General features: G+C 71.3%; 31 protein-coding genes. 7 read left to right on the top strand and 24 right to left on the bottom strand.

Annotated features, from left to right (window positions below; all coding sequences use genetic code 11):
• Window positions 1-84 precede the first annotated feature (84 nt).
• Window positions 85-1,302, top strand: coding sequence for a TerD family protein (locus CP975_RS07985; RefSeq protein WP_150477814.1), 1,218 nt, complete (start codon window positions 85-87; stop codon window positions 1,300-1,302).
• A 78-nt stretch (window positions 1,303-1,380) separates the two neighbouring features.
• On the opposite strand, the gene CP975_RS07990 is transcribed toward CP975_RS07985, so the two are convergent.
• Window positions 1,381-1,608, bottom strand: a complete 228-nt coding sequence (locus tag CP975_RS07990) for a CarD family transcriptional regulator (RefSeq protein WP_030784272.1) — start codon at window positions 1,606-1,608, stop codon at window positions 1,381-1,383.
• A 287-nt stretch (window positions 1,609-1,895) separates the two neighbouring features.
• Between CP975_RS07990 and CP975_RS07995 the strand changes: the two genes are divergently transcribed.
• The 4 genes from CP975_RS07995 to CP975_RS08010 all read left to right on the top strand — a co-directional run bounded on the left by CP975_RS07995 (window position 1,896) and on the right by CP975_RS08010 (window position 4,886).
• Entirely contained in the window at window positions 1,896-2,861 is a 966-nt protein-coding gene (locus CP975_RS07995) for a protein kinase domain-containing protein (protein ID WP_055533721.1), read from the top strand.
• Between the two features lie 111 nt (window positions 2,862-2,972).
• A complete protein-coding gene (locus tag CP975_RS08000) occupies window positions 2,973-3,170 on the top strand; it encodes a hypothetical protein (RefSeq protein WP_055533735.1) in 198 nt (65 codons plus the stop codon).
• A 73-nt stretch (window positions 3,171-3,243) separates the two neighbouring features.
• Window positions 3,244-4,410, top strand: a complete 1,167-nt coding sequence (locus CP975_RS08005) for a chymotrypsin family serine protease (protein WP_150476704.1) — start codon at window positions 3,244-3,246, stop codon at window positions 4,408-4,410.
• 26 nt (window positions 4,411-4,436) lie between these two features.
• Window positions 4,437-4,886 (top strand): hypothetical protein, encoded by a 450-nt coding sequence (locus CP975_RS08010; RefSeq protein ID WP_055533720.1) that lies wholly within the window; start codon window positions 4,437-4,439, stop codon window positions 4,884-4,886.
• A gap of 79 nt (window positions 4,887-4,965) precedes the next feature.
• On the opposite strand, the gene CP975_RS08015 is transcribed toward CP975_RS08010, so the two are convergent.
• A complete protein-coding gene (locus CP975_RS08015; RefSeq protein ID WP_055533717.1) occupies window positions 4,966-6,444 on the bottom strand; it encodes a hypothetical protein in 1,479 nt (492 codons plus the stop codon).
• 259 nt (window positions 6,445-6,703) lie between these two features.
• Here CP975_RS08015 and CP975_RS08020 point away from each other — a divergent pair, with 259 nt between their 5' ends.
• Entirely contained in the window at window positions 6,704-8,551 is a 1,848-nt protein-coding gene (locus CP975_RS08020) for an endonuclease/exonuclease/phosphatase family protein (protein ID WP_055533715.1), read from the top strand.
• 32 nt (window positions 8,552-8,583) lie between these two features.
• Here CP975_RS08020 and CP975_RS08025 read toward each other — a convergent pair whose 3' ends face one another.
• The 14 genes from CP975_RS08025 to CP975_RS08085 all read right to left on the bottom strand — a co-directional run bounded on the left by CP975_RS08025 (window position 8,584) and on the right by CP975_RS08085 (window position 18,092).
• Window positions 8,584-9,318, bottom strand: coding sequence for an SRPBCC family protein (locus CP975_RS08025; RefSeq protein WP_055533713.1), 735 nt, complete (start codon window positions 9,316-9,318; stop codon window positions 8,584-8,586).
• 71 nt (window positions 9,319-9,389) lie between these two features.
• Window positions 9,390-10,139 (bottom strand): antibiotic biosynthesis monooxygenase, encoded by a 750-nt coding sequence (locus CP975_RS08030; RefSeq protein ID WP_055533711.1) that lies wholly within the window; start codon window positions 10,137-10,139, stop codon window positions 9,390-9,392.
• A 74-nt stretch (window positions 10,140-10,213) separates the two neighbouring features.
• A complete protein-coding gene (locus CP975_RS08035) occupies window positions 10,214-11,014 on the bottom strand; it encodes an SGNH/GDSL hydrolase family protein (protein ID WP_055533708.1) in 801 nt (266 codons plus the stop codon).
• A 161-nt stretch (window positions 11,015-11,175) separates the two neighbouring features.
• Window positions 11,176-11,442, bottom strand: coding sequence for a DUF4235 domain-containing protein (locus CP975_RS08040; RefSeq protein WP_055533706.1), 267 nt, complete (start codon window positions 11,440-11,442; stop codon window positions 11,176-11,178).
• Window positions 11,439-12,095 carry a DUF3618 domain-containing protein gene (locus tag CP975_RS35390; protein WP_055533704.1) on the bottom strand — a complete coding sequence of 219 codons (657 nt, stop codon included), beginning with the start codon at window positions 12,093-12,095 and terminating at the stop codon, window positions 11,439-11,441. Before CP975_RS35390 ends, CP975_RS08040 begins: the two co-directional genes overlap by 4 nt.
• On the bottom strand, window positions 12,092-12,514 hold the full coding sequence (locus CP975_RS08050; RefSeq protein ID WP_055533702.1) for a phage holin family protein: 423 nt from the start codon (window positions 12,512-12,514) through the stop codon (window positions 12,092-12,094). Before CP975_RS08050 ends, CP975_RS35390 begins: the two co-directional genes overlap by 4 nt.
• A gap of 52 nt (window positions 12,515-12,566) precedes the next feature.
• Window positions 12,567-13,232, bottom strand: a complete 666-nt coding sequence (locus CP975_RS08055; RefSeq protein WP_055533701.1) for a hypothetical protein — start codon at window positions 13,230-13,232, stop codon at window positions 12,567-12,569.
• Window positions 13,229-13,387, bottom strand: coding sequence for a hypothetical protein (locus CP975_RS34970; protein ID WP_167532631.1), 159 nt, complete (start codon window positions 13,385-13,387; stop codon window positions 13,229-13,231). Before CP975_RS34970 ends, CP975_RS08055 begins: the two co-directional genes overlap by 4 nt.
• Before the next feature lie 224 nt (window positions 13,388-13,611).
• A complete protein-coding gene (locus CP975_RS08060; protein WP_342788015.1) occupies window positions 13,612-14,832 on the bottom strand; it encodes a WD40 repeat domain-containing protein in 1,221 nt (406 codons plus the stop codon).
• Between the two features lie 8 nt (window positions 14,833-14,840).
• Complete coding sequence (locus CP975_RS08065; protein ID WP_055533699.1) at window positions 14,841-15,398, bottom strand: SigE family RNA polymerase sigma factor; 558 nt, start codon at window positions 15,396-15,398, stop codon at window positions 14,841-14,843.
• Between the two features lie 135 nt (window positions 15,399-15,533).
• The gene (locus CP975_RS08070; protein WP_246201430.1) at window positions 15,534-16,064 is read right to left on the bottom strand and encodes a hypothetical protein; all 531 of its coding nucleotides are present in this window, start codon (window positions 16,062-16,064) and stop codon (window positions 15,534-15,536) included.
• A gap of 114 nt (window positions 16,065-16,178) precedes the next feature.
• Window positions 16,179-17,168 (bottom strand): 2,3,4,5-tetrahydropyridine-2,6-dicarboxylate N-succinyltransferase, encoded by a 990-nt coding sequence (gene dapD / locus CP975_RS08075; protein ID WP_055533697.1) that lies wholly within the window; start codon window positions 17,166-17,168, stop codon window positions 16,179-16,181.
• A 43-nt stretch (window positions 17,169-17,211) separates the two neighbouring features.
• Complete coding sequence (locus CP975_RS08080) at window positions 17,212-17,772, bottom strand: TetR/AcrR family transcriptional regulator (protein ID WP_055533695.1); 561 nt, start codon at window positions 17,770-17,772, stop codon at window positions 17,212-17,214.
• Window positions 17,772-18,092 carry a DMT family transporter gene (locus tag CP975_RS08085; protein ID WP_055533693.1) on the bottom strand — a complete coding sequence of 107 codons (321 nt, stop codon included), beginning with the start codon at window positions 18,090-18,092 and terminating at the stop codon, window positions 17,772-17,774. Before CP975_RS08085 ends, CP975_RS08080 begins: the two co-directional genes overlap by 1 nt.
• A gap of 193 nt (window positions 18,093-18,285) precedes the next feature.
• Here CP975_RS08085 and CP975_RS08090 point away from each other — a divergent pair, with 193 nt between their 5' ends.
• A complete protein-coding gene (locus CP975_RS08090; protein WP_150476705.1) occupies window positions 18,286-19,332 on the top strand; it encodes a DUF7847 domain-containing protein in 1,047 nt (348 codons plus the stop codon).
• Window positions 19,333-19,399: 67 nt separating this feature from the next.
• On the opposite strand, the gene CP975_RS08095 is transcribed toward CP975_RS08090, so the two are convergent.
• From CP975_RS08095 to CP975_RS08130, 8 genes are all read right to left on the bottom strand, one after another.
• Window positions 19,400-19,738, bottom strand: coding sequence for a metal-sulfur cluster assembly factor (locus CP975_RS08095; protein WP_030784222.1), 339 nt, complete (start codon window positions 19,736-19,738; stop codon window positions 19,400-19,402).
• Window positions 19,735-20,220: a Fe-S cluster assembly sulfur transfer protein SufU gene (gene sufU / locus CP975_RS08100; RefSeq protein ID WP_055535987.1), complete on the bottom strand. Its 486-nt coding sequence runs from the start codon at window positions 20,218-20,220 to the stop codon at window positions 19,735-19,737. Before sufU ends, CP975_RS08095 begins: the two co-directional genes overlap by 4 nt.
• Window positions 20,221-20,236: 16 nt before the next feature.
• Window positions 20,237-21,493: a cysteine desulfurase gene (locus CP975_RS08105; RefSeq protein ID WP_055535986.1), complete on the bottom strand. Its 1,257-nt coding sequence runs from the start codon at window positions 21,491-21,493 to the stop codon at window positions 20,237-20,239.
• Window positions 21,490-22,254, bottom strand: a complete 765-nt coding sequence (sufC, locus tag CP975_RS08110) for a Fe-S cluster assembly ATPase SufC (protein WP_030784213.1) — start codon at window positions 22,252-22,254, stop codon at window positions 21,490-21,492. Before sufC ends, CP975_RS08105 begins: the two co-directional genes overlap by 4 nt.
• A gap of 7 nt (window positions 22,255-22,261) precedes the next feature.
• Entirely contained in the window at window positions 22,262-22,594 is a 333-nt protein-coding gene (locus CP975_RS08115; protein WP_055535985.1) for a bifunctional 3-phenylpropionate/cinnamic acid dioxygenase ferredoxin subunit, read from the bottom strand.
• Window positions 22,591-23,811, bottom strand: a complete 1,221-nt coding sequence (sufD, locus tag CP975_RS08120) for a Fe-S cluster assembly protein SufD (protein ID WP_055535984.1) — start codon at window positions 23,809-23,811, stop codon at window positions 22,591-22,593. The genes CP975_RS08115 and sufD overlap by 4 nt, the downstream gene beginning before the upstream one ends.
• 62 nt (window positions 23,812-23,873) lie before the next feature.
• Complete coding sequence (gene sufB, locus CP975_RS08125; RefSeq protein WP_030784204.1) at window positions 23,874-25,295, bottom strand: Fe-S cluster assembly protein SufB; 1,422 nt, start codon at window positions 25,293-25,295, stop codon at window positions 23,874-23,876.
• Window positions 25,292-26,023, bottom strand: coding sequence for a helix-turn-helix transcriptional regulator (locus CP975_RS08130; protein WP_055535983.1), 732 nt, complete (start codon window positions 26,021-26,023; stop codon window positions 25,292-25,294). The genes sufB and CP975_RS08130 overlap by 4 nt, the downstream gene beginning before the upstream one ends.
• Window positions 26,024-26,104 lie beyond the last annotated feature (81 nt).

Below are 26,104 nucleotides of genomic sequence, written 5' to 3' on the forward strand. Positions count from 1 at the left end.
GGCCTTGCGCACGGGCCGGGAAAAACCCTCCGTGAGTAAGGGAACGGCAAAGCGGGGTCGTTCGTTACCCCTGGCATGACAGCTATGACCCCCGGCTCGAACATCCCCCTGGCCGCCGCCCGCGTGGCGGTGGACGTCGCCGCTCCGGTGCGGCTCGACGTATCGGGCCTGCTGCTCACCGCCGACGGCAAGGTGCGCTCCGACGACGACTTCATCTTCTTCAACCAGCCCTCGGGCCCCGGTGTGACCTACCAGTCGGGCGGTGGCACGACCCCCGACAAGATCACCGTGGACACGGCCTCCGTACCGCCCGGCATCGAGAAGATCGTCGTGACCGCGAGCCCGGACGCGGCGGGCCAGACCTTCCAGGGCATCGAGCCCACCGCCACCATCCGCAACGCGGACGACGGTTCCGTGCTCGCCACGTTCACCCCGCCGCAGCTCGGCGCCGAGACGGCCCTGGTGATCGTCGAGATCTATCTGCGCAACGGCGCGTGGAAGGCCCGCGCGGTCGGTCAGGGGTACTCGAACGGCCTCGCGGGCATCGCAACGGACTTCGGCGTCTCGGTCGAGGAGCCCGCCCCGGCCCCGGCCGCCGCCCCCGCCGCTCCGATGGCTCCCCCGGTGGGCCGGCCGGCCCAGGGCCCGCCCCCGCCGGTCGCCGACCCGCGTCAGGCCGCCCCGGCCGCGCCCGCCGCTCCCCCGGCGCCCGCGCCCGGCGCCGGGAAGATCAACCTGGACAAGGGCCGGGTCAGCCTCCAGAAGAACCAGACGGTGTCCCTGGTCAAGGGCGGCAAGCCGCTGCTCTCCCAGGTCAAGATGGGCCTCGGCTGGGAGCCCGCGTTCCGTGGCAAGGACATCGACCTGGACGCCTCCGTCATCGCGTACGGCCCCCATCGCAACCACGTCGACAGCTGCTACTTCGGCAAGCTGTCGATCGTGAACGGCGCGATCAAGCACTCCGGTGACAACCTCACGGGCGAGGGCGGCGGCGACGACGAGGTGATCGTCGTCGACCTCGGCCGCCTCCCGCAGGACGTCACGGGCCTGGTCTTCACGGTGAACTCCTTCTCCGGGCAGAAGTTCACGGAGGTCGCCAAGGCCTACTGCCGCCTGATCGACGCGGCGTCCGGCGAGGAGCTGGTCCGCTTCGACCTGACCAACGCCGAGGCGCAGACGGGCGTCATGATGGCCAAGCTCATCAAGCAGTTCACCGGCGAGTGGGAGATGACCGGCATGGGGCAGTTCGTCAAGTCCCGCACCGTGCGCGGCATGGTGAAGCCGGCGGCGCAGGCGCTGTAGGGCACGCATGCGTGAGGGGCGGAAGGCCGCGTGCGCGGCCCGCCGCCCCTCACGTGCGTCGGATCAGGTCTTCGGATGTCAGAGCTTGGCGAGCTTCGGGTAGGGACTCAGGAACCGTCCCTGACGGCCCGCGAAGTCGATGACGACCGCGTCCTCTCCCTCGACGCCGACGATCCTCCCGAGTCCGTACTGGTCGTGGGAGACACGGTCACCCACGGCGAACTGCTCTACGGGTGGGGCGGGCGGAGCGGGCACGTTGAAGGGACTGTTCGGCAGGTGGCGGCGCGAGCCGGCGGGCCTCGTCATATTCGAAGTATGCGCCCCCGGACGCCCGACGCACCATGCTCCGAGCTCACACCGCTCTCACATCGGTATGGAACAGACACACAAACCCCAGTCACGGCAACGCATCCGGCACCTTGGGACGACCCGAAAGGGTTACGGGAATCACGTTCCGTACCACGGGAGCGACGCACCGCGACGGAACGCCGCACGGCAGCCGCAACCGTACGATGCCGCTTAGACGTCGCACAGACCGTCAGATCATCCTGTCGCCGCAAGGGCCCGCCCCGGGCCCGCTGGAAGGAGCGCCCGTGGAGGTCGGCGGGTACCGGATCGTTTCGCCGCTCGGCGAGGGCGACAGGGGCCGTGTCCAGCTGGCGCGGTCCGCGTCCGGGCGGCCGGTCGCCGTCAGGACGGTCCACGCGCACCTCGCGGCCGGCCCGGGGTTCCGTGAGCGCTTCCGGCGCGAGGCCGCCGCCGCGCGGGCCGTGACCGGCCCGTACTCGGCCGCCGTGCTCGACGCGGATCCGGACGCCGAGGAGCCGTGGCTCGCGGTCGAGTTCTGCGCGGGGCCGGGTCTGCCGGAGGCGGTGGCCACGTACGGGCCGCTGGGCGAGGCCGATCTCGCCGCGCTGGGCGCGGCGCTCGCCCACGCCCTGTCGGGGGTGCACGCGGCCGGGGTCGTCCACCGCGGCGTGAAGCCCTCCAACGTCATCGTCACCCGCACCGGGCCGAAGCTCCTCGGCTTCCGCGTGGCGGGGCGCACGGCCGACGAGGGTCCGGAGGGCGGTGGTCCGGACGCCGGTGGTCCGGACGCCGGTGGTCCGGCCATCGGTTCGCCCGGCTTCATCGCCCCCGAGCTGCTGGCGCGGGACGCCCGGCCGGGGCCCGCGGCCGATGTGTTCGCGCTCGGCGCGGTCCTCACGGTGGCGGCGACCGGGCGGGGCCCGTTCGGTTCGGGCCGCGCCCCGGAGGTCCTGCACCGCACGCTGCACGAGGAGCCGGACCTGCTGGGCGTGCCGGGCGCCGCCTGGGCCGGCTTCCTCGGGCGCTGTCTGACCCGCGCCCCCGCGGCCCGCCCCACGGTCGCGGAGGTGATGGCCTGGTGCGGGGAGCGGGCCGCGGCGTTCCCCTGGTGGGCGAGCGAACCGGTCGCCGACCTGATCCACCGCCATGAGGACGACGTCACGGAATTGCTGGAGTGGGACGAGGAAGCACCGGCGGCGCCGACCCCCTGGCCGGCGCCACTGCCGGGAAATCACCGCGGGACACCTTGACCCGCGGTGCCCACGGCAATAGACAGCACGTACGTGCACACGCACCACCCGCGGGGGGAGGCGAGCCGAGTGGACGCACATCGGGCGCGCAGCCTCCATGAGGACCGGCTGATGAGGCTGGCCAATGTCACCGGCGTCGGCACCGGGAGGGACCTGCACTCGGGTGAGGACGTGATCGTCGTCTTCGTCACCCACCGAGTGCCCCGTGACCGGCTCCACGACGAAGACGTGGTTCCGGACGTGCTCGAAGGTGTCCCCGTACGCGTGCTCGCCATCGGCGAGGTCGAAGCGCGGGACGGCGAGCCGTAGACCCTGGTGTCGGCGGCGCCGCGGCGCGGCCCGGGACTCCCGCCCTGCATCCAAGGGGAAGAGGTGGTCCGGCGTGGAGAGCCGGCCCGAACTGACGCGAGGACCCACCGGCGGCCAGCTGAGCGACAGCTCGCGGCGGCAGGCGGTCTCCGATTTCCTGCGGCCCGAGCAGCCGCTCGCCAACGTCGTCGGCTTCGGCCACGGCGTGAAGTGGTCCGACGGCCGGCCCACCGGTGAGCCCGCCGTGCTGGTGTTCGTCACCCAGAAGGTCTCCGAGTCCATGCTTCCGGAGCGGGACGTCGTCCCGCGCCACATGGATGACGGCACCCCCACCGACGTCGTCGCGGTGGGGCACGTCGCGGCGCAGCGCCGGCAGAGCAGGGCCGGCGGCCGCCGCGCCGAGGACCGCGCGCCCCTGCCGTACGACTCCGAGGGCGGCGTCGCCGGGCAGTTGGCGGGCCTCGGCCAGCCGCAGCTCGAAGAGCCGGCCGGGCGCGGCGCGTTCGAGCCGCAGCTGCTCAAGCGCCGGATGCGGCCGTGTCCCTCGGGCTTCTCGGTCGGCAACGTCCGGGTGACGGCGGGCACGCTCGGCGGTGTGGTGTACGACTTCCTGCCCGGCGCCTCCGTCGACCCGCCGGGTTCCGGCCTCGGCGTGCCGGCGAAGTTCTACGTCCTCTCCAACAACCACGTGCTGGCCGACTCCAACCGGGCACAGCTGGGCAGCGCGATCGTGCAGCCCGGTGTCTTCGACGGCGGGCAGGACCCGGCGGACCGCATCGCGACGCTGGAGCGGTTCATCACGATCCAGTTCGCCCCGCAGATCCCGCTGGAGCGGCAGAACAACGTCGTGGACGCGGCGCTCGCCTCGGTCGACTTCCAGGACGCGACGCGTGAGCAGTACTTCAGCGGTGCGCCGCGCGCCTGGCGCCGCAAGGCGAACGTGGCGGTCGGCGACCTGGTGAAGAAGACCGGCCGGACGACGAACATCAGCTTCGGCCGGATCATCGCGGTCGACGCGACCATCGACGTCAACTACGGCACGGCGGGCACCGCCCGGTTCAAGGACCAGATCCTGACGACGAACATCTCCGCGGGCGGCGACTCCGGTTCGCTGGTCGCCTCGCGGGACGACGTCGCGCTCGGGCTGCTCTTCGCCGGGTCCTCGGTGGTGACCGTGGTCAACCACATCGAGAACGTCCGCGCGCTGCTGCGCGTGGAGATCGCCGAGCTGCTGGCCTGACGGTCGGGAGGGAAGGAGGGTCTGCCATGACCACGCAGGCACGCAGGCAGAAGGGCCGGACGCGGGCGGAGCACCGCTTCCACAATCCGCAGGGCGCCGAGGTCAAGACGCGCGACGAGGCGTTCGCCGCGCCCGCGGCCGGTGTGTCGGCCGAGGCCGTGGCGGCGGACGCCAGGCTGACGCTCCACAACGGCTCGGTCACGTTCGCCATCGAGGTGAAGTACAACCCCAACACGTACCCGCACGTGGTGACCGGCGGGCGGATCGCGTCCGGCATCTGCGGCGCCCCGTGGGAGATCACGGGCGGCTCACTCGGCGACGCGCTGCGGCTCGACGCCAGGCGCGTGGGGCAGGGCGCGTGCGCGGACAGGATCACGATCGTGGGCGAGTACCAGAATCCGCCGGCGTACCGGGGGACGTATGGGTTCGACGGGGCGTCGTCGTCGTTCAAGCACACGACGCGTTACGCGTGCTGACGCCTGCGGCGGCGTGAGCGGATCCCGGGTGGGCCTGGGCTGCCGGGCCCACCCGGGGTGCTGGGGCCCCTCTACGGGCTCACATGCCTTGCTGCGACCTGGCCTTGAAGGCCGCCTTGCGGGCCTCCTTCGCCACCTTCTTGTCGGGGTGGAGGCGGCCCATCGCCTCCAGGACGTCCGCCGTCGCGGGGTGCTCCACCCGCCACGCGGTGGCGAAGAAGCCGCTGTGCTGCTGCGCGAGGCCCTCGACCAGGCCCTGGAGCTCGTCCGAGTTGCCCTCGGCGCTGAGCTGCGCGGCGAGCGTGTCGATGGTGAGCCAGAAGACGAGCTGCTCGGAAGGAGCGGGCACGTCCGTCGCCCCCTGCTCGGTGAGCCACACCCGGGCGAGCCCTCCGAGCTGCGGGTCGTCGAGCACCTCCCGCAGCGCGGGCTCCGCCTCGCCGCCGACCAGGGACAGCGCCTGCTGGCAGCGGAGCCTGCGCAGCGGCGCGCCCTCGTCGCCGCCGCGGGCCGCGGCCAGCAACTCCCGTGCGGCGGCCAGCGGTTCGTGCCGGGCGAGCCACTGCTCGATCTCCGCCTGCGCGGCGGCCTGCGGGAAGCCGGAGGTGCCCTCCAGGAGCGCGTCCGCGCCCTTGTCGGCGAGGTCGCCGACGGCGGGCGCGTCGACGCCGGCCTCCAGCATGCGGGCGCGGACGCCGTACAGACCGAGGGGGGTGAGCCGGACCATGCCGTACCGGGTGACGTCCTCGTCGTCGATCGGCGCGGGCACCTCGGTGGCGCCGGTCGTACCGGTGTCGTCGGGGGCGTCGATCTCGGCCATGAGCGCCTCGTCCACCGGCTGGTACTCGACCAGGCCGAGCGGCTCGAAGAGGCGGAACTGGTCGTCGAGCCTCATCATCGCGTCCGACACCTGCTCCAGGATGTCGTCCGTGGGCTCGCCCATGTCGTCGGGGACGATCATCGAGGCGGCGAGCGCGGGCAGCGGCACGGGGCCCTCACCGGCCGCGGCGTCGCCCACGGTGAGCAGGTAGAGGTTGCCGAGGACGCCGTCGAGGAAGTCGGCCTCGGCCTGCGGGTCCCAGCCGAGCTCGTCGAAGTCGACCTCGCCGTTCTCCTCCAGGACGTCGAGGAGGTTGTCCATGTCCGGCACGGTGGCGTCCGCGTAGACGGTGTCCAGGGCGCCCAGCCAGACGCCGAGGACGTCCTGCGGGCCGCCCGCGGAGAGCACCGCGAGGTCCTCGCCCGGGGTGACGGTGCCTTCCGCGCCCTCTTCCTCGGCGTCGATGACCTCGACCAGGCCGGTGTCGACGGCGACGCGCCAGGCCTCGCTGGCGAGCGCGGCCGCGTCCGGGTCGTCCGCTTCGAGGCCGAGCTCGGCGGCGGCCGCCGGGAGCTGGGCGTCGACGAGTTCGCCGCCCGCGCCGACCCGGGTCTCGGGTCCCGCCCAGCGGGCGAGCCGCACGGCGCGGGACAGCAGCGGTGTGGCGAGCGCGGCCCGCGCGAGCTCCGCTTCGGAGTGCAGCAGCACCGGCGGCAGGGTGGCGGGGCTTACGGACATCGGCTGGTTCTCCTCCGGAGGGTGGGGCTCTCCCCTGCTCGACGGGGTCGAGGGCTCGGGGACGGGTCGGCAGGGCGCAAGCCTAGACGGATTTGGCACCATGCCGCCCGGTTCATGTCCCTGTCAGAAAACGTACAGGTCAAGAACACCGGCACGACCTTGACAACTCCCCTGGTCACACAAGAGATTGACGCGCGTAGAGCGCCCGCACGGCCCTGCACCGCAGCACCGTTCCCTCACCCTCATCCGGAGTCCCCTCATGCCTCAGATACCGACGCCCCGCATGCCGAGACCGGCCGCCGTCTCCGCCGTCGTCGCGACCGCCCTCGCGGCGGGCCTGCTCGCCGTCTCCGCCTCCACGGCCTCGGCCGACGAGGTCCGCGTCCACGACATCCAGGGCACGACCCGGATCTCGCCGCTGGCCGGCCAGCAGGTCACCGACGTCCGCGGGGTGGTGACGGGCGTCCGCGCCTACGGATCCAAGGGCTTCTGGATCCAGGACACGAAGGCCGACGGTGACCCGGCGACCAGCGAGGGCGTCTTCGTCTACACCGGCTCGGCCACGCTCACCGTCGAGCCGGGCGACGCCGTGCGGGTCTCCGGGACGGTCGGGGAGTACGTTCCCGGCGGCGCCGCCTCCGGCAACCAGTCCCTCACCCAGATCACCAAGCCGACGGTGACCGTGGAGTCGTCCGGCAACGCGCTGCCCGCGCCGGTCAGGGTCGGCGCCAAGTCGGTGCCCGCCCGCTACGCGCCCGCCGGTGACCCCGCGCAGGGCAACAGCGTCAACGCGCTGCCGCTGAAGCCGCGTACGTACGCCCTGGACCTCTACGAGTCCCTGGAGGGCATGAACGTGGCGGTCGGCAGCTCGCGCGTGGTCGGGGCCACCGACGCGTACAACGAGCTGTGGGTGACGGTGAGGCCCCACGAGAACCGCAGCCGGCGCGGCGGCACGGTCTACGGCTCCTACGACGCGCAGAACGGCGGACGGCTCCAGATCCAGCAGCTCGCGCCCGTCTCCGAGCGCCCCTTCCCGAAGGCGAACGTCGGCGACGTCCTGAAGGGCGGCGCGGAAGGCCCCCTGGACTTCAACCAGTTCGGCGGCTACACCCTGGTCGCCCGCGAGCTGGGTGACGTACGCGACAAGGGCCTGGAACGCGAGAAGACGCGCCGGCAGGCCAAGGGCGAGCTGTCCGTGGCCACGTACAACGTCGAGAACCTCGACCCGGGCGACGCGCAGACGAAGTTCGACGCGCTGGCCGGCGCGGTCGTCACGAACCTCGCCTCGCCCGACATCGTCGCCCTGGAGGAGATCCAGGACGACAACGGCGCGAAGAACGACGGCACGGTCGCCGCGGGCGCGACCCTGAAGAAGTTCACGGACGCGATCGTCGCCGCGGGCGGGCCCCGCTACGAGTGGCGGTCCATCGACCCGGTGAACAACAAGGACGGCGGCGAGCCGGGCGGCAACATCCGCCAGGTGTTCCTCTTCAACCCGGAGCGGGTCTCCTTCACCGACCGCGCGGGCGGCGACGCGACGACGTCCACCGAGGTCGTCCGCGCGGGCGAGCGGGCCGCGCTGAGCCACTCGCCGGGCCGCGTCGACCCGCAGAACGCGGCGTGGACCAACAGCCGCAAGCCGCTGGCCGGTGAGTTCGTCTTCCGCGGCCGCACGGTCTTCGTGATCGCCAACCACTTCGGGTCCAAGGGCGGCGACGAGGGCCTCACCTCGCACCACCAGCCGCCGGTGCGCTCCTCGGAGGTACAGCGCCTCAAGCAGGCGCAGGCCGTGAACGGCTTCGTGAAGGACATCCGCGAGGTCCAGAGGAACGCGGACGTCGTCGTGCTCGGTGACATCAACGACTTCGAGTTCTCGGCGACCACCAAGGCCCTCCAGGACGGCGGCGCCCTGCGCGCGGCCGTCAAGTCGCTGCCCAGGAGCGAGCGCTACTCGTACGTCTACCAGGGCAACTCGCAGGTCCTCGACCAGATCCTGACCAGCCCCGGCGTCGGCGACGGCTTCTCCTACGACAGCGTGCACATCAACGCGGAGTTCGCCGACCAGAACAGCGACCACGATCCGCAGGTGCTGCGCTTCAGGCCGTAGGGCGGGTCCCTAGGGCGGGTCCGTACCGGCTCTCACCCGTAGAGGTGGTGCAGCCAGTCCTGCCAGGCCAGTTCGGTGCGTTTGGTGTCGGCGTGCGGGCCGAAGTCGTGCACGCTGACACCGACCGGCGCGCCTCGGTGGCCGCGGCCGAAGAAGCGGTGCAGGGCGTCGTCCGTGCGCAGGCCGATGAAGTACCGGCTGCGGAAGTCGATCACCGCGTCCAGTTCCTCGCCGGGGCCCTCGACGCGGACGCGGGCGCCCTCAGAAGCGTCGTCGGGCAGGCCGAGGGCGCGGGCGAGGCGGACGAGGGCGTCGGGGGCGATCGAGGCCCGCGGGCCGTTGAGGGCGCAGAAGACGGCGGGGCGGCCCGCGAAGTACGCCATGTACTGGCGCAGGGTGTGCAGGTGGAAGTCGGTGCGCCGGGTGGCGTCGGCGTGCTGGCCGTCCAGGTCCTCGGTGAAGACGCCGCTGTGGACGTAGCGCAGCCAGGAGCGGCGTCCGCCGTCGCGGGGCTCGATGGTGTGGTCGAGCTGGTCGAGGCTCTGTCCGGGCACGCCGTCCGGGTCCTCGACGCGGGCGGTGAGGCGGTGCGGCGGGTCCCATCGGGTGACGGTGCCGCCGAAAGGGGCGGTGCCGCCCTCCCGCGGCTCGTACTCCATGGGCCACAGCCAGCCGCCGGTGCCCGTGGTGAGGGCGGCCCAGAGCTGGGCCGGGGAGCCCTCCACCTCGAACTCCCGGGCTATGTCGAACTCCTTGCCGCCGGTCATCCCTCCACCGTCCCGCCGCCCCCTACCGCTGTCCAGGCGGGCACGGCCGTCGGCGGGAGGGGGCCCCGAATCTACGCCCAGCTCGGTACGAAGCCGTACGCGAACCGGTACCGGGCGACGGTGCCGCTGCTCGTGACGCCGGGGAACTCGCGCACCCGCCGCCACTGCGGCGTCAGCGAATCCACCCCTTCGGCCGCGGCGAGCACGTCGATGTGGGCCTGCTCGGTCTCCCACTCCGCGTAGTTGACGACTTCCGTGCCGTCCGTGCTGACGTGGAAGTGCGCGGAGATCAGCCCCTTGTCCTTGACCGGGTCGCTGTCCAGGGCCTCCAGTACGCCGTCCACCCAGGCGCGCTGCCGCTCCGCGTCCGGGCCGTCGAACACGATGCGCACGATCACGATCGCCCCGGGCTCCCGCCGCTCGCCGCCGGAAGCGGCGCTCCAGCTGCGGTACAGCCGCGTCTTGGACAGGCCGAGGCGTTCGATGCCCGGCACGGCCGCGTCGATCTCGGTGTTGCGCGCGTCCCTGCCGTTGTGCGCGCCGTCGAAGAAGTCCTGGTAGGCCTCCTCGTCGCGCCAGTGCGAGTGGTGCAGGACCGCCGATCCGTCGGAGCCGTCGAAGCCCGCGTACACCGTGTACGACAGGAGCCCCTCGTGCGGCCAGGGGCGGCTCTCCCAGGCCCGCGCGATGGCGTCCAGGGTGGCCCGCTGCCGCTCGGGGGAGCCGGTGCTCCAGGTGCTGATGAAGGCGAGGCCCGCTTCGGGGCGGGCCGGGTCGGGGTGGGTGCCGGTGCTCAGGGTCGTGGCCGTGGTCGCAGACATGGCTGTCCATCCGTCCGTCTCGGTGTGGGTCGGTGCGTGCGTGTTCCACGTTCCGACCTCAACCACGGTTCAGGTCAAGCCCGTTCACGAGCCGGTACGGTCACCGCGCCGAGAGCGGGCCGTTTCGCTTCCCTGCCGTCGCCCGACGAGCGGCCCCGCATACGCCGCCACAGCCACGGCCCCATGAACCCGGCCAGCCAGCGTGCCTCCGCCGTCGCCTCGCCGAGCACCGACACCAGGGCGAGCGGCGGCAGCGTCGTCAGCCAGTCCTCGTGGCCGGGCAGGCCGAGGGCGTCCGCCATGCCCTCGGCGATCCTCGCGTGGCCCAGCGGGCTCGCGTGCAGGCGGTCGCCGCTCCACAGCCGCGGATCGGTGGTGACCCGGTGCGGGAACGTGTCGAGCACGGTCACGCCGTGCCGGTCGGCGGCCGCCCGGATCCGGGCGTTCAGGTCCAGGACGCGGGGCAGCGCGCGCCGGGCGAGCGGCGCGATCCGTCCGATGTCCGGGAAGGTCACGGTGGCCACGTGCGCGCCCGCCGCGGTGAGTTCGGTGAACATCTCCTCCAGGTCGGCGGCGACGCGCGCGGCGTCGAAGCCCGGCCGCACCAGGTCGTTCATGCCCGCCATGACGGTCACCAGGTCCGGCTTCAGCGCGAGGGCAGGGCCCAGCTGCTCCGCCTTGATCCCCGCCGTCAGCCGGCCGCGCACGGCGAGATTGGCGTAGGTGAGGTCCGGGTTCACCGCGGCGAGGATCTCGGCGAGGCGGTCGGCCCAGCCGCGGTAGCCGTGCGCCTCGTCGCCGTCCCCGAGACCCTCCGTCTGGCTGTCGCCGAGCGCGACGTAGCGGGCGTAGGGATGCTGCCGCGTGGTGGTCATGGGCCGAGCTTCCTCCGGGCACCCGGTGCCGTCAACGCGGCCTCTCGGGGCTGGGGCCCGGCCTCCCATCGCCTCACGCGCGGTGGCCGCGACGCGTACGAGCGCCGCTGTGCCCCGGCCGAAAGGAACACGGCCGGGGCACACGGGCGGCGGGGTGCGGCTCAGTCGGGCCAGCGGCCGGTGACCCGGCGTACGCTCACCGCGCCGCCGCGCTCCACCGCCGCCCTGACCACGGCGAAGATCGCGCCCTGGATCGCGGCGGCCGCGAGGATCTCGCGCCAGGTGCGTTCCTCGTCGTGGGCGTCCGGCGCGTCGTCCTCGCCCGCCACCGCCTTCCAGGTGCGCTGGAACAGAGCGCCCGCGGCCATGCCTCCGAGCATGCCGAAGGCCATGCCGACGGGCTTGTAGAGCATGGTGGCCTTGGTCATCGGCGGCCACCGCCCTTCCGTCGGCGCAGCACCACGAACGCGAGCAGCACGCCCGCCCCCGCCGCGACGAACGCCCCCGGCCGCCGGCGGCCGGCCCGTGCGACGCCGGTCGCGACGGAACGTACCGGCTCGGGTGTGTTCTCCTGCACGAGCCGCGCGGCCTCGGCGACCTTCTCCTCGGCCTGTACGACGGTCTGGTGCTCCTCCGCGCGCGCCTTGGCGCCGAGTACGGCCCCCTTGGCCAGCGCGGCACCCTCGGCCGCCTTGCCCTTCGCGAGGGCGGCACCCTCGATGGCCTTGCCCTTGACCTGCGCCGCGCCTTCGATGGCCTTGCCCTTCGCCTGCGCGGCGCCCTCGGCGGTCACGCTCTTCGCGTGGCCCGCCTCCTGCGCCGCCTTGCCCTTCGCGCGCGCCGCCTGCTCCGTCATCTTGTCCTTCATCTGTGCCGCCGTTCCTCGTACCTGGCCCTTGACCGCCTCGGCCCGATGCCGTGCGCGGGTCTTCACGTCCGCCTTCGCCGCCAGTTCCTCGACGGTCTCGCCCAGTCGGCCGCGGGTCTCCTCGATCTGCGTGCGCAGTTCGTCCGGGTCGGTGGGGTCCGTGGAGTCTGTGGGGTCTGTGGGGTCCTTGGGGTCATTTGGTGTGCTCGTCATCGGTGCGCCCTTCCCTTGATCTCCTCGACGTCCGCCTTGACGCTGTCGATGGCCTCCTGGGGCACCGGTGGAACCGCGCGCTTCAACTGCCCGCGCCCCACTGCCGCCAGTACCCCGGCCACGGCGAAGAGAACACCGGTGACGATCAGGGCGGCGGCCCAGACGGGCAGGGCGAGTGAGAGCGCCGCGATCGCCGTGGCCGCCAGCGCCATGAGCCCGATGTACGAGATCGCGCCGGCCGCGCCGAGGAGCCCGCCTCCGCGGCCCGCACGCTTGCCCTTCTCGGCCATCTCCTGGCCGGCGAGCCGCATTTCCTGGCGTACGAGTTCCGATAGCTGTGTGGTGGCCTGCTCGACGAGCTGGCCCACCGAGTGCTGCGCGGGGTCGCGGATCGGCCGCTCGTCCCTGGTCCCGGTCACGGGTTTCGCCTCCCTTCTGGCTGGGAGGTCCGGGTACCCGTGCCGGGCCGCGCTATCCCCGCTGATCTCCGGTCAGCCGCGCCAACTCGGCCTGGAACCAGTCCAGGCGCGCCTGGAGCAGCGCGGCCTCGGCCATCAGTTCGGGCATCCCAAGGCCCGGCAGCCCTTCCGGGGAGGCGGGCGGGGCGGCCGCGACGACCCGCAGCCCCTCCCCCGCCAGCCGTGCGAACTCCGCGACGGCCCCGGCCCGGCGCCCGCCCCGGCACCATCCGCACGCGGCCTCCAGCGCCCGCCACCCCGGCCTGCCCCACCCCGCGTCGGCTAGGAGGGTTGCGGTGGCGCCGCAGTCGCACGGCGGGACGGTCGCGCGGCGCACCCGCTGCCGCCCGTACCGGAAGCCGCGCTCGAAGCGGATGTACACGCCGAGCACGGTCACTTCGAGCAGCAGCGCCTTGCGGTGCTCGGCGGTGCACAGCAGCCCCTCGGCGGTGGCGCGGTCGTGCACACAGTGGAAGCCGCAGTCGCAGCGGCGGTGGGGCGCGCTGTGCCGTCTGCCGTAGACGCAGCTCGCCTCGTCGAGCACCGCGTAGGGCCGGCCCGCGCCGAGGGAGACGCCGGTGAAGGCGGCCCGGGTGCCGTCGTAGGACAGCACCGGGCGGGCGATCTTGTATCCGGTCGGCGGCTCCGTCGGGCGTTCCTCGGGGAGCCGCGGCCTCATCGGGCGGCCGTGGCCTCGACCGGCAGGGGCTCCGCCGCCGACTCGGCGGTCTTCGGGCCGGGTTCGGGCACGGACGTGTCGTACGGTCGCGACGGCTCCTCCTGCCGCGGCCGCTCCTCGGCGATTCCGGTGGCGAGTGCCTTGCCGAGCCTCATGACGCCTCCTAGGGACCGACTGTCCCGCCATGGTGACCCATGCGGGGGCGGGTTGGCACCGGTCGCGGGCCGTCCTGCGCCTCGCGGCCCACCCCCGGACCGTCGTGGTGGAGGACCGTGTGTACGTCATGCGCGGCAGCCGGCACGTCATCATGTGGACGGACCGCGCGTACTACGGGGGCTCGGCCGACGGGGGTTGGCGCTCCGACCGAGCTGTAGCCCGCCTACCGCTGGGCGAAGACCGGCTCCCAGCGTCCGGCCGAGTCCGCCTTGGACGAGCGGTAGCCGCTGAGCGGGACCGTCTTCCGGCTCCCGATGGTGACGAGGACGAGCCGGTTGCGGTACTCGCTCGTGCCGGGCGCGATGTCCCAGGCGATGAGCCGCTTGCTGTCGGCCCAGGCGAGCAGCTGCTGCCCCGGCACCTTGGCGACGCGCTTGCCGGTGAGGGGGTCGACGACCTCGGACGCGGTGGTCTTGGAGCCGCCCACGAAATCACCCGCGGCGAGCTTCCCGTCCGGTGAGAGCCCAGCGCCGTTGAACGAGCCCAAGTGCTTCTCCTTTGGGGGGGTGCTCTTCTTGTGGCCCTCGAAGTCGTAGTACCGCCGGTACGGCGCCATGGTGAGGTTCGAGTAGACCAGGGTGCCGTCCTGGCTGAAGGCGAAGTCCTCCCGGGTGTTGATCTCGCCGGGCCAGCCGTTGCCCTGGGCCGTCTTGACAGCACTCCAGCCGGATTTACCCGACGCCACGTCGATGACGTAGAAGCCGGTCCTGCTCGGATCGGCGGGGCCGGGCAGCTCGCGCTTGCCGTCGTGCATCGGCCGGTCCATGTCCAGCAGGTCCGGGCTCTTCTCGTAGGTCGTGGCGACGAGCTTCCTGCCGTCCGGCGAGAACTCGACGCCCCCGACCTTGCGGTCCACGGGAATCCAGCGCTCGACCTTGCCGGTGAGCAGGTTCAGCAGACCGATCCGCCCGGTGGGCAGCTTGCCTTCGAGGACGGCGGCGGTGCGCATACCGGGGGCGACGTCCAGCCACCTCCATCGGGTGTCCTTGCGGTAAGTGCCGGTCTTCTGGTCGAGCAGCCGGTAGGTACGGGTGACGATCTCGTCGCCGTCGGGCTGCTTGACGCGTGCGTTCGTGCTGTACGCCGCGAGCGCCGTGTCGCCCGCGGCGATCAGGTCGCGCGGCGGCGTCTGGCCGGGGTGGGCGACGACATCGCCGCTCTTCAGCTGGCTGGCCGGGCTCGTCTCCTGCCGCTCGGTGCCGGAGCCGAGCCCCGGTACCGCCACCGCCACGACGGCGGCCGTCATGGCGGCGAGCGAGGTGCCCGCGACCGTACGGGTCCTGCGGCGCCGCCGCGCGGCCAGCACGCGGTCCGCGAAGTTCCCCGGCAGGGGCGCGCCTTGGCCGGCCTGCTCCCGCAGCGACTCGCGCACGAGTTCTTCCATGTTCACGGTCATACCTCCATGGGCGAGAAGTCGGGGGACGACACCGGCCTGGGTTCGCGGTCCGGCTGGTCGACGCGCGCCAGTTCGGGAGCGAGGCTCCGCAGCCGGGCGAGGGAGCGGTGCGTCGTGCTGCGCACGGTGCCGACGGAGCAGCCGAGGATCTGGGCGACCTCCGCCTCCGGCAGGTCCTCGAAGTAGCGCAGGACCAGGACGGTCCGCTGGCGCGTGGTGAGCTTGGCGAGCGCACCGCGCAGCACGATCCGCAGTTCGGCGGCGGACGTGCCGTCCCCGGCGGCGGCGCTCTCCGGCGGTTCGGCGACGGCCAGTTCACGCCGTGGCCACTTCAGCCGCCACCGGCTCACCTGCTGGCGGTACAGGATCCGCCGTACGTACGCCTCCGGCTCGTCGATCCGCCGCCACCGGCCCGCCGCCTTGACGAGCGCGTTCTGCAACAGGTCCTCGCCCGCGTGCCGGTCGCCGCCGCTGAGCAGCACGGCGGTCTTCAGCAGCGCCGGCGATCTGGTCTCCACGAAGTCCCGGAAACTGTCCTGCTCTTGCGCATCCATCGTCACCTTCGCTCCCTGGGGGGCCTGTTGCCCTCCCACGTGTATGAGGACGGGTCCGAACGCCCCCCGCTATGCCTGCTGCGGGAAAAAGAAAAACGGCCACCCCGGAGGGTGGCCGCTCGGGTGGAGCGAGGTTCAGTTCGCGCCGGGGAAGCCCGCCGCCTTGGTCCAGCGCAGCGTCTTGCTGTACCGGCTGAACGTGACCTTCTTGCCGCCGGGCGCGACGGCGATCTTCTCCCAGCCGTCGAAGTTCCTCGTGAGGTGCTTGTCCCACTTGGTCAGCGATCCCGTGGCCACGGCGGCGACAGACTCCATGGGCGGTTCGCCGTCCGCGCACCACGGGGCGAAGTCCCCGAAGGCCGCGACCGTGCCGTCCTTGGCCTTGAGCCCGATGCCCTGGCAGGCGTCGGTCCTCGTCTTGTAGATCACGGCGGGCTTGGACCAGCCCTTGGCCCTGGGGCTGTAGTCCTGCACGAAGAGCCCCTTGCCACGCATGTAGTGCATGGCGACGCGCCGCCCGTCGGCGAGCTTGACCTGCGCGTTGAACGGGCTCGGGCTGCCGCTCCAGGGGATGTCGCTCTTGCGCAGCGGGTAACTGTGATCACCCGTCGCGGCCCGGCTCACCTCCCGCGCCGCCGCGTGCCCCTCACCTCGGGGCTGCCCCACACTCTGACCGCACCCGGCCACCAGGCCGAACACCGTCACCGCACCCAGGGCCATAGCCCGGAGACCCATCCTGTGCATACCGCTCCCCCTGTGTTAGTTGTGGCTGTGCAGATGTTAGTTGTGGCTGTGCAGAACGTCGTTCAGGCCGCCCCAGACCGCGTTGTTCGGGCGGGCCTCGACGGTGCCGGTGACCGAGTTGCGGCGGAAGAGGATGTTCGAGGCGCCGGACAGCTCACGGGCCTTGACGATCTGTCCGTCGGGCATGGTCACGCGGGTACCGGCCGTGACGTACAGCCCCGCCTCGACGACGCACTCGTCGCCCAGCGCGATGCCGACGCCCGCCTCGGCGCCGACCAGGCAGCGCTCGCCGATGACGATGCGGACGTTGCCGCCGCCGGACAGGGTGCCCATCGTGGAGGCGCCGCCGCCGATGTCCGAGCCGTCGCCGACGACGACACCGGCGGAGATACGGCCCTCGACCATGGAGGTGCCGAGCGTGCCCGCGTTGAAGTTCACGAAGCCCTCGTGCATGACCGTGGTGCCCTCGGCGAGGTGCGCGCCGAGCCGGACCCGGTCGGCGTCGGCGATGCGGACGCCCTTCGGCACGACGTAGTCGGTCATGCGCGGGAACTTGTCGACGGACGTCACGGCGAGGTGCAGTCCCTCGGCGCGGGCGTTGAGCCGCACCTTCTCGACGTCGTCGACGGCGACCGGGCCGAGCGAGGTCCAGGCGACGTTGGCGAGGAAGGCGAACTGGCCGTCGAGGTTCACGCCGTGCGGCTTGACCAGGCGGTGCGAGAGCAGGTGCAGCCGGAGGTAGACGTCGTGGGCGTCCAGCGGCTTGTCGTCGAGGGAGGCGATGACCGTACGTACGGCGATGATCTCCACGCCACGGCGGGCGTCCGGGCCGATCGCCTTGGCGGCGCCCTCGCCCAGCAGCTCCACGGCACGCTCGGCGGACAGCCGCTCGCTGCCGGCGGGACCCGGCTCAGCGGTCAGCTCGGGCGCGGGGAACCAGGTGTCGAGGACGGTGCCGTCGGCGGTGACGGTGGCGAGGCCTGCGGCGATGGCGCCGGTGGTGCGGGGTGCGTTCGTGTCGGTCATGGGTGAAACCTAACCGGAGCGGCCTCGCGCGGGCGAACCGGTCTCACGCTCCGGGCCGCCCCCGTGCGGGCGCGAGCAGTCGGCCGAGCATCTCGCGCGCGTACGCCTCGTCGTACGTCCCGCCGGTGAGCAGCACCTGGAGGCAGATGCCGTCCATGAGGGCGACCAGGGCGCGCGCGGTGACCGGATCGGTGCGCGGGGCCAGGATGCCGGTGAGGCCCTGGCACCACTCGGCGGCCACCGGCCGCAGCGCGGGCCTGCGCAGGGCGGCGAGGTACAGCTCGTACTCCAGCTCGACGCCCGTGCGCTCTCCCGCGAGCCAGTCGCCGAGCAGCCCCGCCAGCTCCGCGGCGAGGTCGGCATGCGGATCCTCGAAGGTGCCGCTCGCGGCCACCGCCTTCGCGAAGCCCTCGTTCGCCTGCCGCAACGCGGCGACCAGCAGCTCGTCGAGTGTCCTGAAGTGGTACGTCGTCGAGCCGAGCGGCACATCGGCCTCGGCGGCGGCCGAGCGGTGGCTGAGCCCGCCGATCCCCTTCTCCCCCACCACCCGGATCGCGGCGTCGATGATCCGCTGGCGGCGCTCGGGGTCGTAGCGGCGGGGCATCAGTGGGCCCCGCCCAGGTTGAGCACGACGACACCCACGATCACGAGCGCGATGCCCGCGAGCTTGAGCGGACTGGCCGATTCCCCGAGGAACAGCATGCCGATGCCGGCGACGGCGGCTGTGCCGATGCCGGCCCAGATCGCGTAGGCGGTACCCACGGAGAGCGTCTTGAGGGTCTGCGCGAGCAGGGTGAAGGCGATCAGATACCCGGCGAGCGTGATCAGAGAGGGCCACAGCCTGCTGAATCCCTCGCTGAACTTCATGGCCGTGGTGGCGGCCACCTCCGCCGCGATGGCCCCGGCCAGCAGTACGTATCCCATGTGTACGAGTGTACGCATCGTTGTGTACGAGCGTACGCAAAGGCCTGGACCCTCACCGGATAGGGTGACGCGATCGCTGTGGGGGCCACAGAACGAACGACGCACACCATGGAGCGCAAGAGCGATGCCGGACACATCGGGGTGGGGACCGCACGGACCGCGGACGGGCCCGCCGACTAACGGACCGGCACCGATGCCTGGGCCGGGGCCGGGGCAGGGCTGGGGCCCCTACGACTGGCGGCACAACCCCTGGGGCCCGCCGCCTCCCCCGCCGAAGCCCGGCGTCATCCCCCTCGCCCCGCTCGGCGTCGACCGGATACTCGGCGGCGCCTTCGCCACGATGCGGCGCTACGCCAAGCCCCTCTTCGGTACGGCCGCCGCCGCGTACGGCCTGCTGGCCCTGCTGATGACGGGCGCGCTCCTCATCGCGTACGGCGCCACCCGCGACGACTTCCGGGCCCTGTACGCACCGGGCGCCACCTTCTCCTGGGAGCACGGCCGCCCGCTGCTGCTGGCCTTCGGCGCCGTCTGGCTGGCGGGTCTGCTGGGCAGCCTCGCCGTCAACTCCTTCATCCAGGCCGCCTGCGCGGCGACCCTGCACGAGGCGGTCATCGGCCGCGCCACGACGTTCCGGGCGGTGTGGCGCAAGGCCTGGTCGCGCACACCGTCGGTGGCGGCCGTGACACTGCTGCTCGCTCTCATCCTGCTGCTGCCGGTCGCGGCGTTCACCCTGCTCATCGTCGCCTTCTTCGTGACGGTCCTGACCGATTCGACGGCCCCCTTCGGTGTGGTCTTCCTCCTCTTCCTCCTGGTGCTCCCCCTGTCGGCCTGGCTGTACGTCCTGTTCGCCTTCGCCCCGGCGGCGGCGGTCCTGGAGACCGCGGGCCCCTTCACGGCGCTGCGCCGCTCCGTACGGCTCGTACGCGGCGCCTGGTGGCGCACGTTCGGCATCTCGCTGCTCGCCGGGGTGATCGTGGTGATCGTGTCCCTGGCGTTCCGCCTCCCGCTCCAGTTCGCCGCCCCGGAGCCTCCCGCGGTCAATCCGGACAGCGACACATCGGAGATCCTCTTCGACCAACTCCGCTCCCAGTTCGGCCTCTACGCGGTCCTCGGCCTCCTGGGCACCCTCCTCACCCAACTCCTGGCCACGGTCTTCCTCCCCCTGGTGACGGCCCTGCTCTACATAGACCGCCGCATCCGCAAGGAGGGCCTGGCCCACGCCTTGCACTCGGCGGCGTGAACACGACGAAGCCCCCCGGAGAATTCTCCGGGGGGCTTCGTGTACGGGCGTACGGCAGAGCCTGAGATCAGACGTTGAACCCGAGCGCCCGCAGCTGCTCACGCCCATCGTCCGTGATCTTGTCCGGACCCCACGGCGGCATCCAGACCCAGTTGATCCGCAGTTCGTTGACGATGCCCTCCGTGGCGGACTTCGCCTGGTCCTCGATGACGTCGGTCAGCGGGCAGGCCGCGGACGTCAGCGTCATGTCGATCGTGGCGATGTTGGCGTCGTCGACGTGGATGCCGTAGATCAGGCCGAGGTTGACGACGTCGATGCCCAGCTCGGGGTCGACGACGTCGTACAGCGCCTCGCGGACCTCTTCCTCGGAAGCCGGCTTCGTGGTCAGGGTCTCGTTCTCGCTCATGCGGTCTTCCTCTCGGCGACAGCGTCAGCGGCGCTGTCGTTCTCGCCCAGCGCCTGGGCCGTCGCGTCCTTCCACGCCATCCAGCTCAGCAGAGCACACTTGACGCGCGCGGGGTACTTGGAGACCCCGGCGAACGCGACCGCGTCCTCCAGGACCTCTTCCATGGCGTCGTCGGGCTCCAGCTTCCCCTTGGACTGCATCAGCTCCAGGAAGACCTCCTGGATCTTCCGCGCCTCGGCCAGCTCCTTGCCGACCAGCAGGTCGTTCAGGACGGACGCGCTGGCCTGGCTGATGGAGCAGCCCTGGCCCTCGTACGACACGTCGGCGATCGTCGACCCGTCGTACTTGACGCGCAGGGTGATCTCGTCCCCGCACGTCGGGTTGACGTGGTGCACCTCGGCGTCGCCATCGCGCAGACCACGCCCGTGCGGGTGCTTGTAGTGGTCCAGGATGACTTCCTGGTACATCGAATCCAGCTTCACGTTCCCAGCCAGCCCCTCAGCCGAAGAAGTTCCGTACGTGCTCCAGGCCGTCGACGAGCGCGTCGATCTCGCCGGGCGTGGAGTACAGATAGAACGACGCTCGCGTGGTCGCAGGAATTCCGTACCGCAGGCAGACGGGCCGCGCGCAGTGGTGGCCCACGCGGACCGCGATGCCCTGCTCGTCGAGGACCTGGCCCACGTCGTGCGGGTGGATGTCGCCGAGCGTGAAGGAGATCGCCGCGCCGCGGTCCTCGGCCGTCGCCGGGCCGATGATCCGCAGGTCGGTGACCTCACCGAGGCGCTTCACCGCGTACTCGGTGATCGCGTGCTCATGGGCGGCGATCTTGTCCATGCCGATGGCCGACAGATAGTCCACGGCCGCGCCGAGCCCCACGGCCTGGGAGACCGGCGGCGTGCCCGCCTCGAACTTGTGCGGCGCCGGGGCGTACGTCGAGGAGTGCATCGACACCGTCTCGATCATCTCGCCGCCGCCGAGGAAGGGCGGGAGGTCCTCCAGGAGCTCCTGCCGTCCCCACAGCACGCCGATGCCCGTCGGGCCGCACATCTTGTGGCCGGTGAAGGCCACGAAGTCCGCCTGGAGCGCCTGCACGTCCAGCGGCATGTGCGGGGCGGCCTGCGAGGCGTCGATCAGGACGAGCGCGCCGACCTCCTGGGCGCGGCGCACGATGGCCTCGACCGGGTTGAACGTGCCCAGGATGTTCGACACCAGCACGAAGGAGACGATCTTCGTCTTCTCGGTGATGACCTCGTCGATGTTGGAGAGGTCGAGGCGGCCGTCGTCGGTGAGGCCGAACCACTTCAGCTTCGCGCCCGTGCGCTGCGAGAGCAGCTGCCACGGCACGATGTTGGAGTGGTGCTCCATCTCCGTGATGACTATCTCGGTCTCGTGGTCCACGCGGTAGGGCTCGTCGGCCCAGCCGAGCATGTTGGCGACGAGGTTCAGCGACTCCGAGGCGTTCTTGGTGAAGATCACCTCGTCGCGGCTGGGCGCGTTGATGAACGCCGCGACCTTGTCACGGGCGCCCTCGTACAGCGCCGTGGCCTCCTCGGCGAGGACGTGCACGCCGCGGTGGACGTTGGCGTTGTGCTGCTCGTAGTACTCGTTCAGTACGTCGAGGACCTGGCGCGGCGTCTGGGACGTCGCCGCGTTGTCCAGGTACACGAGCTTCTTGCCGTCGTGGATCGTGCGGTCCAGGATCGGGAAGTCCTTGCGGATCGCCTCGGTGTCGAGGAGGCCCGGCAGCTGTGTCACGCGGATGCGCCACCCTTCGTGTAAGCCTCGTAGCCCTCTGCCTCCAGCTTGTCGGCGAGCTCGGCGCCGCCGGACTCGGCGATGCGGCCGTTCGCGAAGACGTGCACGAAGTCGGGCTTGATGTAGCGCAGGATGCGCGTGTAGTGCGTGATCAGCAGGGTGCCGACCTCGCCGGTCTCGCGGACGCGGTTGACGCCGTCCGAGACCTGGCGCAGGGCGTCGACGTCCAGACCGGAGTCCGTCTCGTCGAGGATCGCGATCTTCGGCTTGAGGAGCTCCATCTGGAGGATCTCGTGGCGCTTCTTCTCACCGCCGGAGAAGCCCTCGTTCACGTTGCGCTCGGCGAAGGCCGGGTCCATCTGGAGCTGCTCCATCGCGGACTTGACCTCCTTCACCCAGGTGCGCAGCTTGGGGGCCTCGCCGCGGATCGCCGTCGCCGACGTACGCAGGAAGTTGGAGACCGAGACGCCGGGGACCTCGACCGGGTACTGCATGGCGAGGAACATGCCGGCGCGGGCACGCTCGTCGACGGACATCTCCAGGACGTCCTCGCCGTCGAGGGTCACGGTGCCCTGCGTGATCGTGTACTTGGGGTGACCCGCGATGGAGTAGGCGAGCGTCGACTTGCCGGAGCCGTTCGGGCCCATGATGGCGTGGGTCTCGCCCTGCTTCACGGTCAGATCGACGCCCTTGAGGATCTCCTTGGTGGAGTTGTCGGCCTCGACGGTGACGTGCAGGTCCTTGATTTCAAGCGTTGCCATGGGTGCCTCAGGACTCCTGGGAAAGGGAGACGAGCACGTCATCCCCTTCGATCTTTACGGGGTATACGGGGACGGGGCGCGTCGCGGGAAGACCGGACGGCTTGCCGGTACGGAGGTCGAACGCGGAGCCGTGCAGCCAGCACTCGATCTGGCAGTCCTCCACCTCGCCCTCGGAGAGGGAGACGTTCGCGTGCGAGCAGATGTCGTGGATCGCGTACACCTCGCCCTCGGTGTGGACGACCGAGACCGGCGTGCCGTCGAGTTCCACCCGCTTGGGGGTGTCCTCCTCCAGCTCGCTCAGGCCACAGGCCCGAATGAATCGAGCACGGTCGAAGGTCATGCGACCGTCGCCTCCAGCTCCTCTTCGATCTTGGCGAGGAGGCGCTCCTCGACGTCCGGCAGACCGATCTGCTGGACCAGCTCGGCGAAGAAGCCGCGGACGACCAGGCGGCGCGCCTCGTCCTGCGGGATACCGCGCGACTGGAGGTAGAAGAGCTGCTCGTCGTCGAAGCGGCCGGTCGCGGAGGCGTGGCCGGCGCCGACGATCTCGCCGGTCTCGATCTCCAGGTTCGGGACCGAGTCCACGCGGGCGCCGTCGGTCAGCACGAGGTTGCGGTTCATCTCGTACGTGTCGGTGCCCTCGGCGGCGGCCTCGATGAGGACGTCGCCGATCCACACCGCGTGGGCGTCGTCGCCCTGGAGCGCGCCCTTGTAGACGACGTTCGACTTGCAGTGCGGGGTGTTGTGGTCGACCAGGAGGCGGTGCTCCTGGTGCTGGCCCGCGTCGGTGACGTACAGGCCGAACAGCTCGGCCTCGCCGCCGGGACCCGCGTAGGTGACGCGCGGGTGCAGGCGGACCAGGTCGCCGCCGAAGGTGACGACGACGGACTTGAAGGAGGCGTCGCGGCCGATCAGCGCGTTGTGCTGGGCGACGTGCACCGCCTTGTCGTCCCAGTCCTGGACGGAGACGACGGTGAGCTTGGCGCCGTCGCCGACGACGAGGTCGACGTTGGCGGCGAGCACGGCGTCACCGGTGTGGTCGATGACGACCAGGGCCTCGGCGAACGCGCCCAGCTCGATCACCTGGTGGGCGAAGGCGGTGCCGCCCTCGCCATGCACGGCGATCCGGATCGGCTCGGTCAGGACCGTCTCCTTGGGGACGGTGATGACCGAGGCCTTCTCGAAGGACGAGTAGGCCTGCGCGGCGATGCGGTCGACGGGCTTGCCCGCCTTGCCGACGCGCGCGTCGTCCCGACCGACGGTCTCCTGGGTGACGCCCTCGGGGGCGCTCACCTCGACACGGATACCGCCCGCGGCCACCGCGCTGCCGTCGTGCAGCCCGCGCAGCCGCTCCAGCGGCGTGAACCGCCACTCCTCCTCACGGCCGTGGGGGACCGGGAAGTCCGCCACGTCGTAGGACGGGGGCGCGCTCATGCGGGTGGCGACGGTGGACTCGGCGGCCACCGCGATGGATCCGGCGGTCGTCGACCCGAGCGGTGGGGGTCCCCCCTGGCCGAGCGAAGTCGAGGGCTTGGGGGAGTTCTGAGCCTCAGCCATGGCTGTCGTCGTGCTCTCTCTCTGCGTAAAGAAGTCAGTCGCTGCGGGGACGGTTGCCGGTCTTAACCGACCGAACCCTCCATCTGCAGCTCGATCAGCCGGTTCAGCTCCAGGGCGTACTCCATCGGCAGCTCCTTGGCGATCGGCTCGACGAAGCCGCGGACGATCATCGCCATGGCCTCGAACTCCGTCATGCCACGGCTCATCAGGTAGAAGAGCTGGTCGTCGGAGACCTTGGAGACGGTCGCCTCGTGACCCATCGACACGTCGTCCTCGCGGACGTCGACGTAGGGGTAGGTGTCCGAGCGCGAGATCGTGTCGACGAGCAGCGCGTCGCAGAGCACGTTCGACTTCGATCCGGCGGCGCCCTCACCGATCTCGACGAGGCCGCGGTACGACGTGCGACCGCCGCCGCGCGCCACCGACTTGGAGACGATGTTGGAGGAGGTGTTCGGCGCCATGTGGACCATCTTGGAGCCGGCGTCCTGGTGCTGGCCCTCGCCCGCGAAGGCGATGGACAGCGTCTCGCCCTTGGCGTGCTCGCCCATGAGGTAGACGGCGGGGTACTTCATCGTCACCTTGGAGCCGATGTTGCCGTCGATCCACTCCATGGTCGCGCCCTCGTACGCCACGGCGCGCTTGGTGACCAGGTTGTAGACGTTGTTCGACCAGTTCTGGATCGTCGTGTAGCGGCAGCGGCCGCCCTTCTTCACGATGATCTCGACGACGGCGGAGTGCAGCGAGTCCGACTTGTAGATCGGCGCGGTGCAGCCCTCGACGTAGTGGACGTAGGCGTCCTCGTCGACGATGATCAGCGTCCGCTCGAACTGGCCCATGTTCTCCGTGTTGATGCGGAAGTAGGCCTGGAGCGGGATCTCGACGTGCACGCCCTTGGGGACGTAGATGAACGAGCCGCCGGACCATACGGCGGTGTTCAGCGACGCGAACTTGTTGTCACCGACGGGGATGACGGTCCCGAAGTACTCCTTGAAGAGCTCCGGGTGCTCCTTCAGCGCCGTGTCGGTGTCGAGGAAGATGACGCCCTGCTCCTCCAGGTCCTCGCGGATCTGGTGGTAGACGACCTCGGACTCGTACTGGGCCGCGACACCGGCGACGAGGCGCTGCTTCTCCGCCTCGGGGATGCCGAGCTTGTCGTACGTGTTCTTGATGTCCTCGGGCAGGTCCTCCCAGGACTCCGCCTGCTTCTCCGTGGAGCGCACGAAGTACTTGATGTTGTCGAAGTCGATGCCCGACAGGTCCGAGCCCCAGTTGGGCATGGGCTTCTTGTCGAAGAGGCGCAGGCCCTTGAGGCGGAGCTTCGTCATCCATTCCGGCTCGGACTTCTTCGCCGAGATGTCCTTGACGACGTCCTCGCTCAGACCGCGCTTGGCAGCGGCACCGGCCGCGTCGGAGTCGGCCCAGCCGTATTCGTACGTGCCCAGACCCTCGAGTTCGGGGTGGGCAGTCTCCGTGGGGAGCGTCATGCGGGGTTCCTCCCGGCCGTGCTTGCGGATGCGTGATCAGTGGTCTGTGAAGACTGTGGGGCGTTACGGGGAATGAATGTCGTGCAGACGCCGTCGCCGTGGGCGATGGTGGCGAGCCGCTGGACATGCGTCCCGAGGAGGGCGGAGAAGATCTCCGTCTCCGCCTCGCACAGTTGTGGGTACTGCTCGGCGACGTGGGCGACCGGGCAGTGGTGCTGGCACAGCTGCTCGCCCACCGGAGCGCTACGCGCCGTAGCAGCGTACCCGTCGGCGGTCAACGCCTTCGCGAGAGCCTCGGTGCGCTGCTCGGGGGGCGCCGCGTCGATCGTCTTGCGGTAGGCCGCGGCTTGGGCGGCCATCCGGTCGCGGGCGAATTCGACCACCGCTCCCTCGCCGTGCCGCTCGCTGATCCAGCGCAGGGCGTCGGCGGCGAGCTTGTCGTACGACTGGTCGAAGGCGTCCCGGCCGCAGTCGGTGAGCGCGAAGACCTTGGCGGGGCGGCCGCGCGTACGCGCGCCGTAGATCCGCTGCTCACGGGGCTCTACGACGTTCTCCTGGGCGAGGGCGTCGAGGTGCCGGCGCACGGCGGCCTGGGTCAGGCCGAGGCGCGCGGCGAGGTCGGCGACCGTGGAGGGGCCGTGGTCCAGGATGGAGCGCGCGACCCGGTTGCGCGTCGAACGCTCTCCGGTCGCGAGTTCCTCCTGCGGAGCCTCGCCAACGTTTTTCACAACGCCATTGTTGCGTAATTCCTCAGACCCTGACAACCCACGCCTTGATCACCGCGTGGTGCGCTGCATCACTTAGGCAAA

It is taken from the genome of Streptomyces alboniger, assembly GCF_008704395.1.
In the GTDB taxonomy this organism is placed as follows: Bacteria; Actinomycetota; Actinomycetes; order Streptomycetales; family Streptomycetaceae; genus Streptomyces; species Streptomyces alboniger.

What these genes read in the sequence shown, in the direction of transcription:
- CP975_RS35390 (WP_055533704.1), bottom strand. Translation starts at nt 12,095, where the DNA reads ATGACGAGCACACCAAATGACCCCAAGGACCCCACAGACCCCACAGAC.
- CP975_RS08010 (WP_055533720.1), top strand. Translation starts at nt 4,437, where the DNA reads ATGACCACGCAGGCACGCAGGCAGAAGGGCCGGACGCGGGCGGAGCAC.
- CP975_RS08040 (WP_055533706.1), bottom strand. Translation starts at nt 11,442, where the DNA reads ATGACCAAGGCCACCATGCTCTACAAGCCCGTCGGCATGGCCTTCGGC.
- CP975_RS08115 (WP_055535985.1), bottom strand. Translation starts at nt 22,594, where the DNA reads ATGACCTTCGACCGTGCTCGATTCATTCGGGCCTGTGGCCTGAGCGAG.
- CP975_RS08095 (WP_030784222.1), bottom strand. Translation starts at nt 19,738, where the DNA reads ATGAGCGAGAACGAGACCCTGACCACGAAGCCGGCTTCCGAGGAAGAG.
- CP975_RS08090 (WP_150476705.1), top strand. Translation starts at nt 18,286, where the DNA reads ATGCCTGGGCCGGGGCCGGGGCAGGGCTGGGGCCCCTACGACTGGCGG.
- sufB (WP_030784204.1), bottom strand. Translation starts at nt 25,295, where the DNA reads ATGACGCTCCCCACGGAGACTGCCCACCCCGAACTCGAGGGTCTGGGC.
- CP975_RS34970 (WP_167532631.1), bottom strand. Translation starts at nt 13,387, where the DNA reads ATGAGGCTCGGCAAGGCACTCGCCACCGGAATCGCCGAGGAGCGGCCG.
- CP975_RS08035 (WP_055533708.1), bottom strand. Translation starts at nt 11,014, where the DNA reads ATGACCACCACGCGGCAGCATCCCTACGCCCGCTACGTCGCGCTCGGC.
- CP975_RS08015 (WP_055533717.1), bottom strand. Translation starts at nt 6,444, where the DNA reads ATGTCCGTAAGCCCCGCCACCCTGCCGCCGGTGCTGCTGCACTCCGAA.
- CP975_RS08080 (WP_055533695.1), bottom strand. Translation starts at nt 17,772, where the DNA reads ATGCCCCGCCGCTACGACCCCGAGCGCCGCCAGCGGATCATCGACGCC.
- CP975_RS08030 (WP_055533711.1), bottom strand. Translation starts at nt 10,139, where the DNA reads ATGTCTGCGACCACGGCCACGACCCTGAGCACCGGCACCCACCCCGAC.
- CP975_RS08000 (WP_055533735.1), top strand. Translation starts at nt 2,973, where the DNA reads ATGAGGCTGGCCAATGTCACCGGCGTCGGCACCGGGAGGGACCTGCAC.
- CP975_RS07985 (WP_150477814.1), top strand. Translation starts at nt 85, where the DNA reads ATGACCCCCGGCTCGAACATCCCCCTGGCCGCCGCCCGCGTGGCGGTG.
- CP975_RS08025 (WP_055533713.1), bottom strand. Translation starts at nt 9,318, where the DNA reads ATGACCGGCGGCAAGGAGTTCGACATAGCCCGGGAGTTCGAGGTGGAG.
- CP975_RS08060 (WP_342788015.1), bottom strand. Translation starts at nt 14,832, where the DNA reads ATGGAAGAACTCGTGCGCGAGTCGCTGCGGGAGCAGGCCGGCCAAGGC.
- CP975_RS08020 (WP_055533715.1), top strand. Translation starts at nt 6,704, where the DNA reads ATGCCTCAGATACCGACGCCCCGCATGCCGAGACCGGCCGCCGTCTCC.
- CP975_RS07990 (WP_030784272.1), bottom strand. Translation starts at nt 1,608, where the DNA reads ATGACGAGGCCCGCCGGCTCGCGCCGCCACCTGCCGAACAGTCCCTTC.
- CP975_RS08055 (WP_055533701.1), bottom strand. Translation starts at nt 13,232, where the DNA reads ATGAGGCCGCGGCTCCCCGAGGAACGCCCGACGGAGCCGCCGACCGGA.
- CP975_RS08085 (WP_055533693.1), bottom strand. Translation starts at nt 18,092, where the DNA reads ATGGGATACGTACTGCTGGCCGGGGCCATCGCGGCGGAGGTGGCCGCC.
- sufC (WP_030784213.1), bottom strand. Translation starts at nt 22,254, where the DNA reads ATGGCAACGCTTGAAATCAAGGACCTGCACGTCACCGTCGAGGCCGAC.
- CP975_RS08065 (WP_055533699.1), bottom strand. Translation starts at nt 15,398, where the DNA reads ATGGATGCGCAAGAGCAGGACAGTTTCCGGGACTTCGTGGAGACCAGA.
- sufD (WP_055535984.1), bottom strand. Translation starts at nt 23,811, where the DNA reads ATGGCTGAGGCTCAGAACTCCCCCAAGCCCTCGACTTCGCTCGGCCAG.
- dapD (WP_055533697.1), bottom strand. Translation starts at nt 17,168, where the DNA reads ATGACCGACACGAACGCACCCCGCACCACCGGCGCCATCGCCGCAGGC.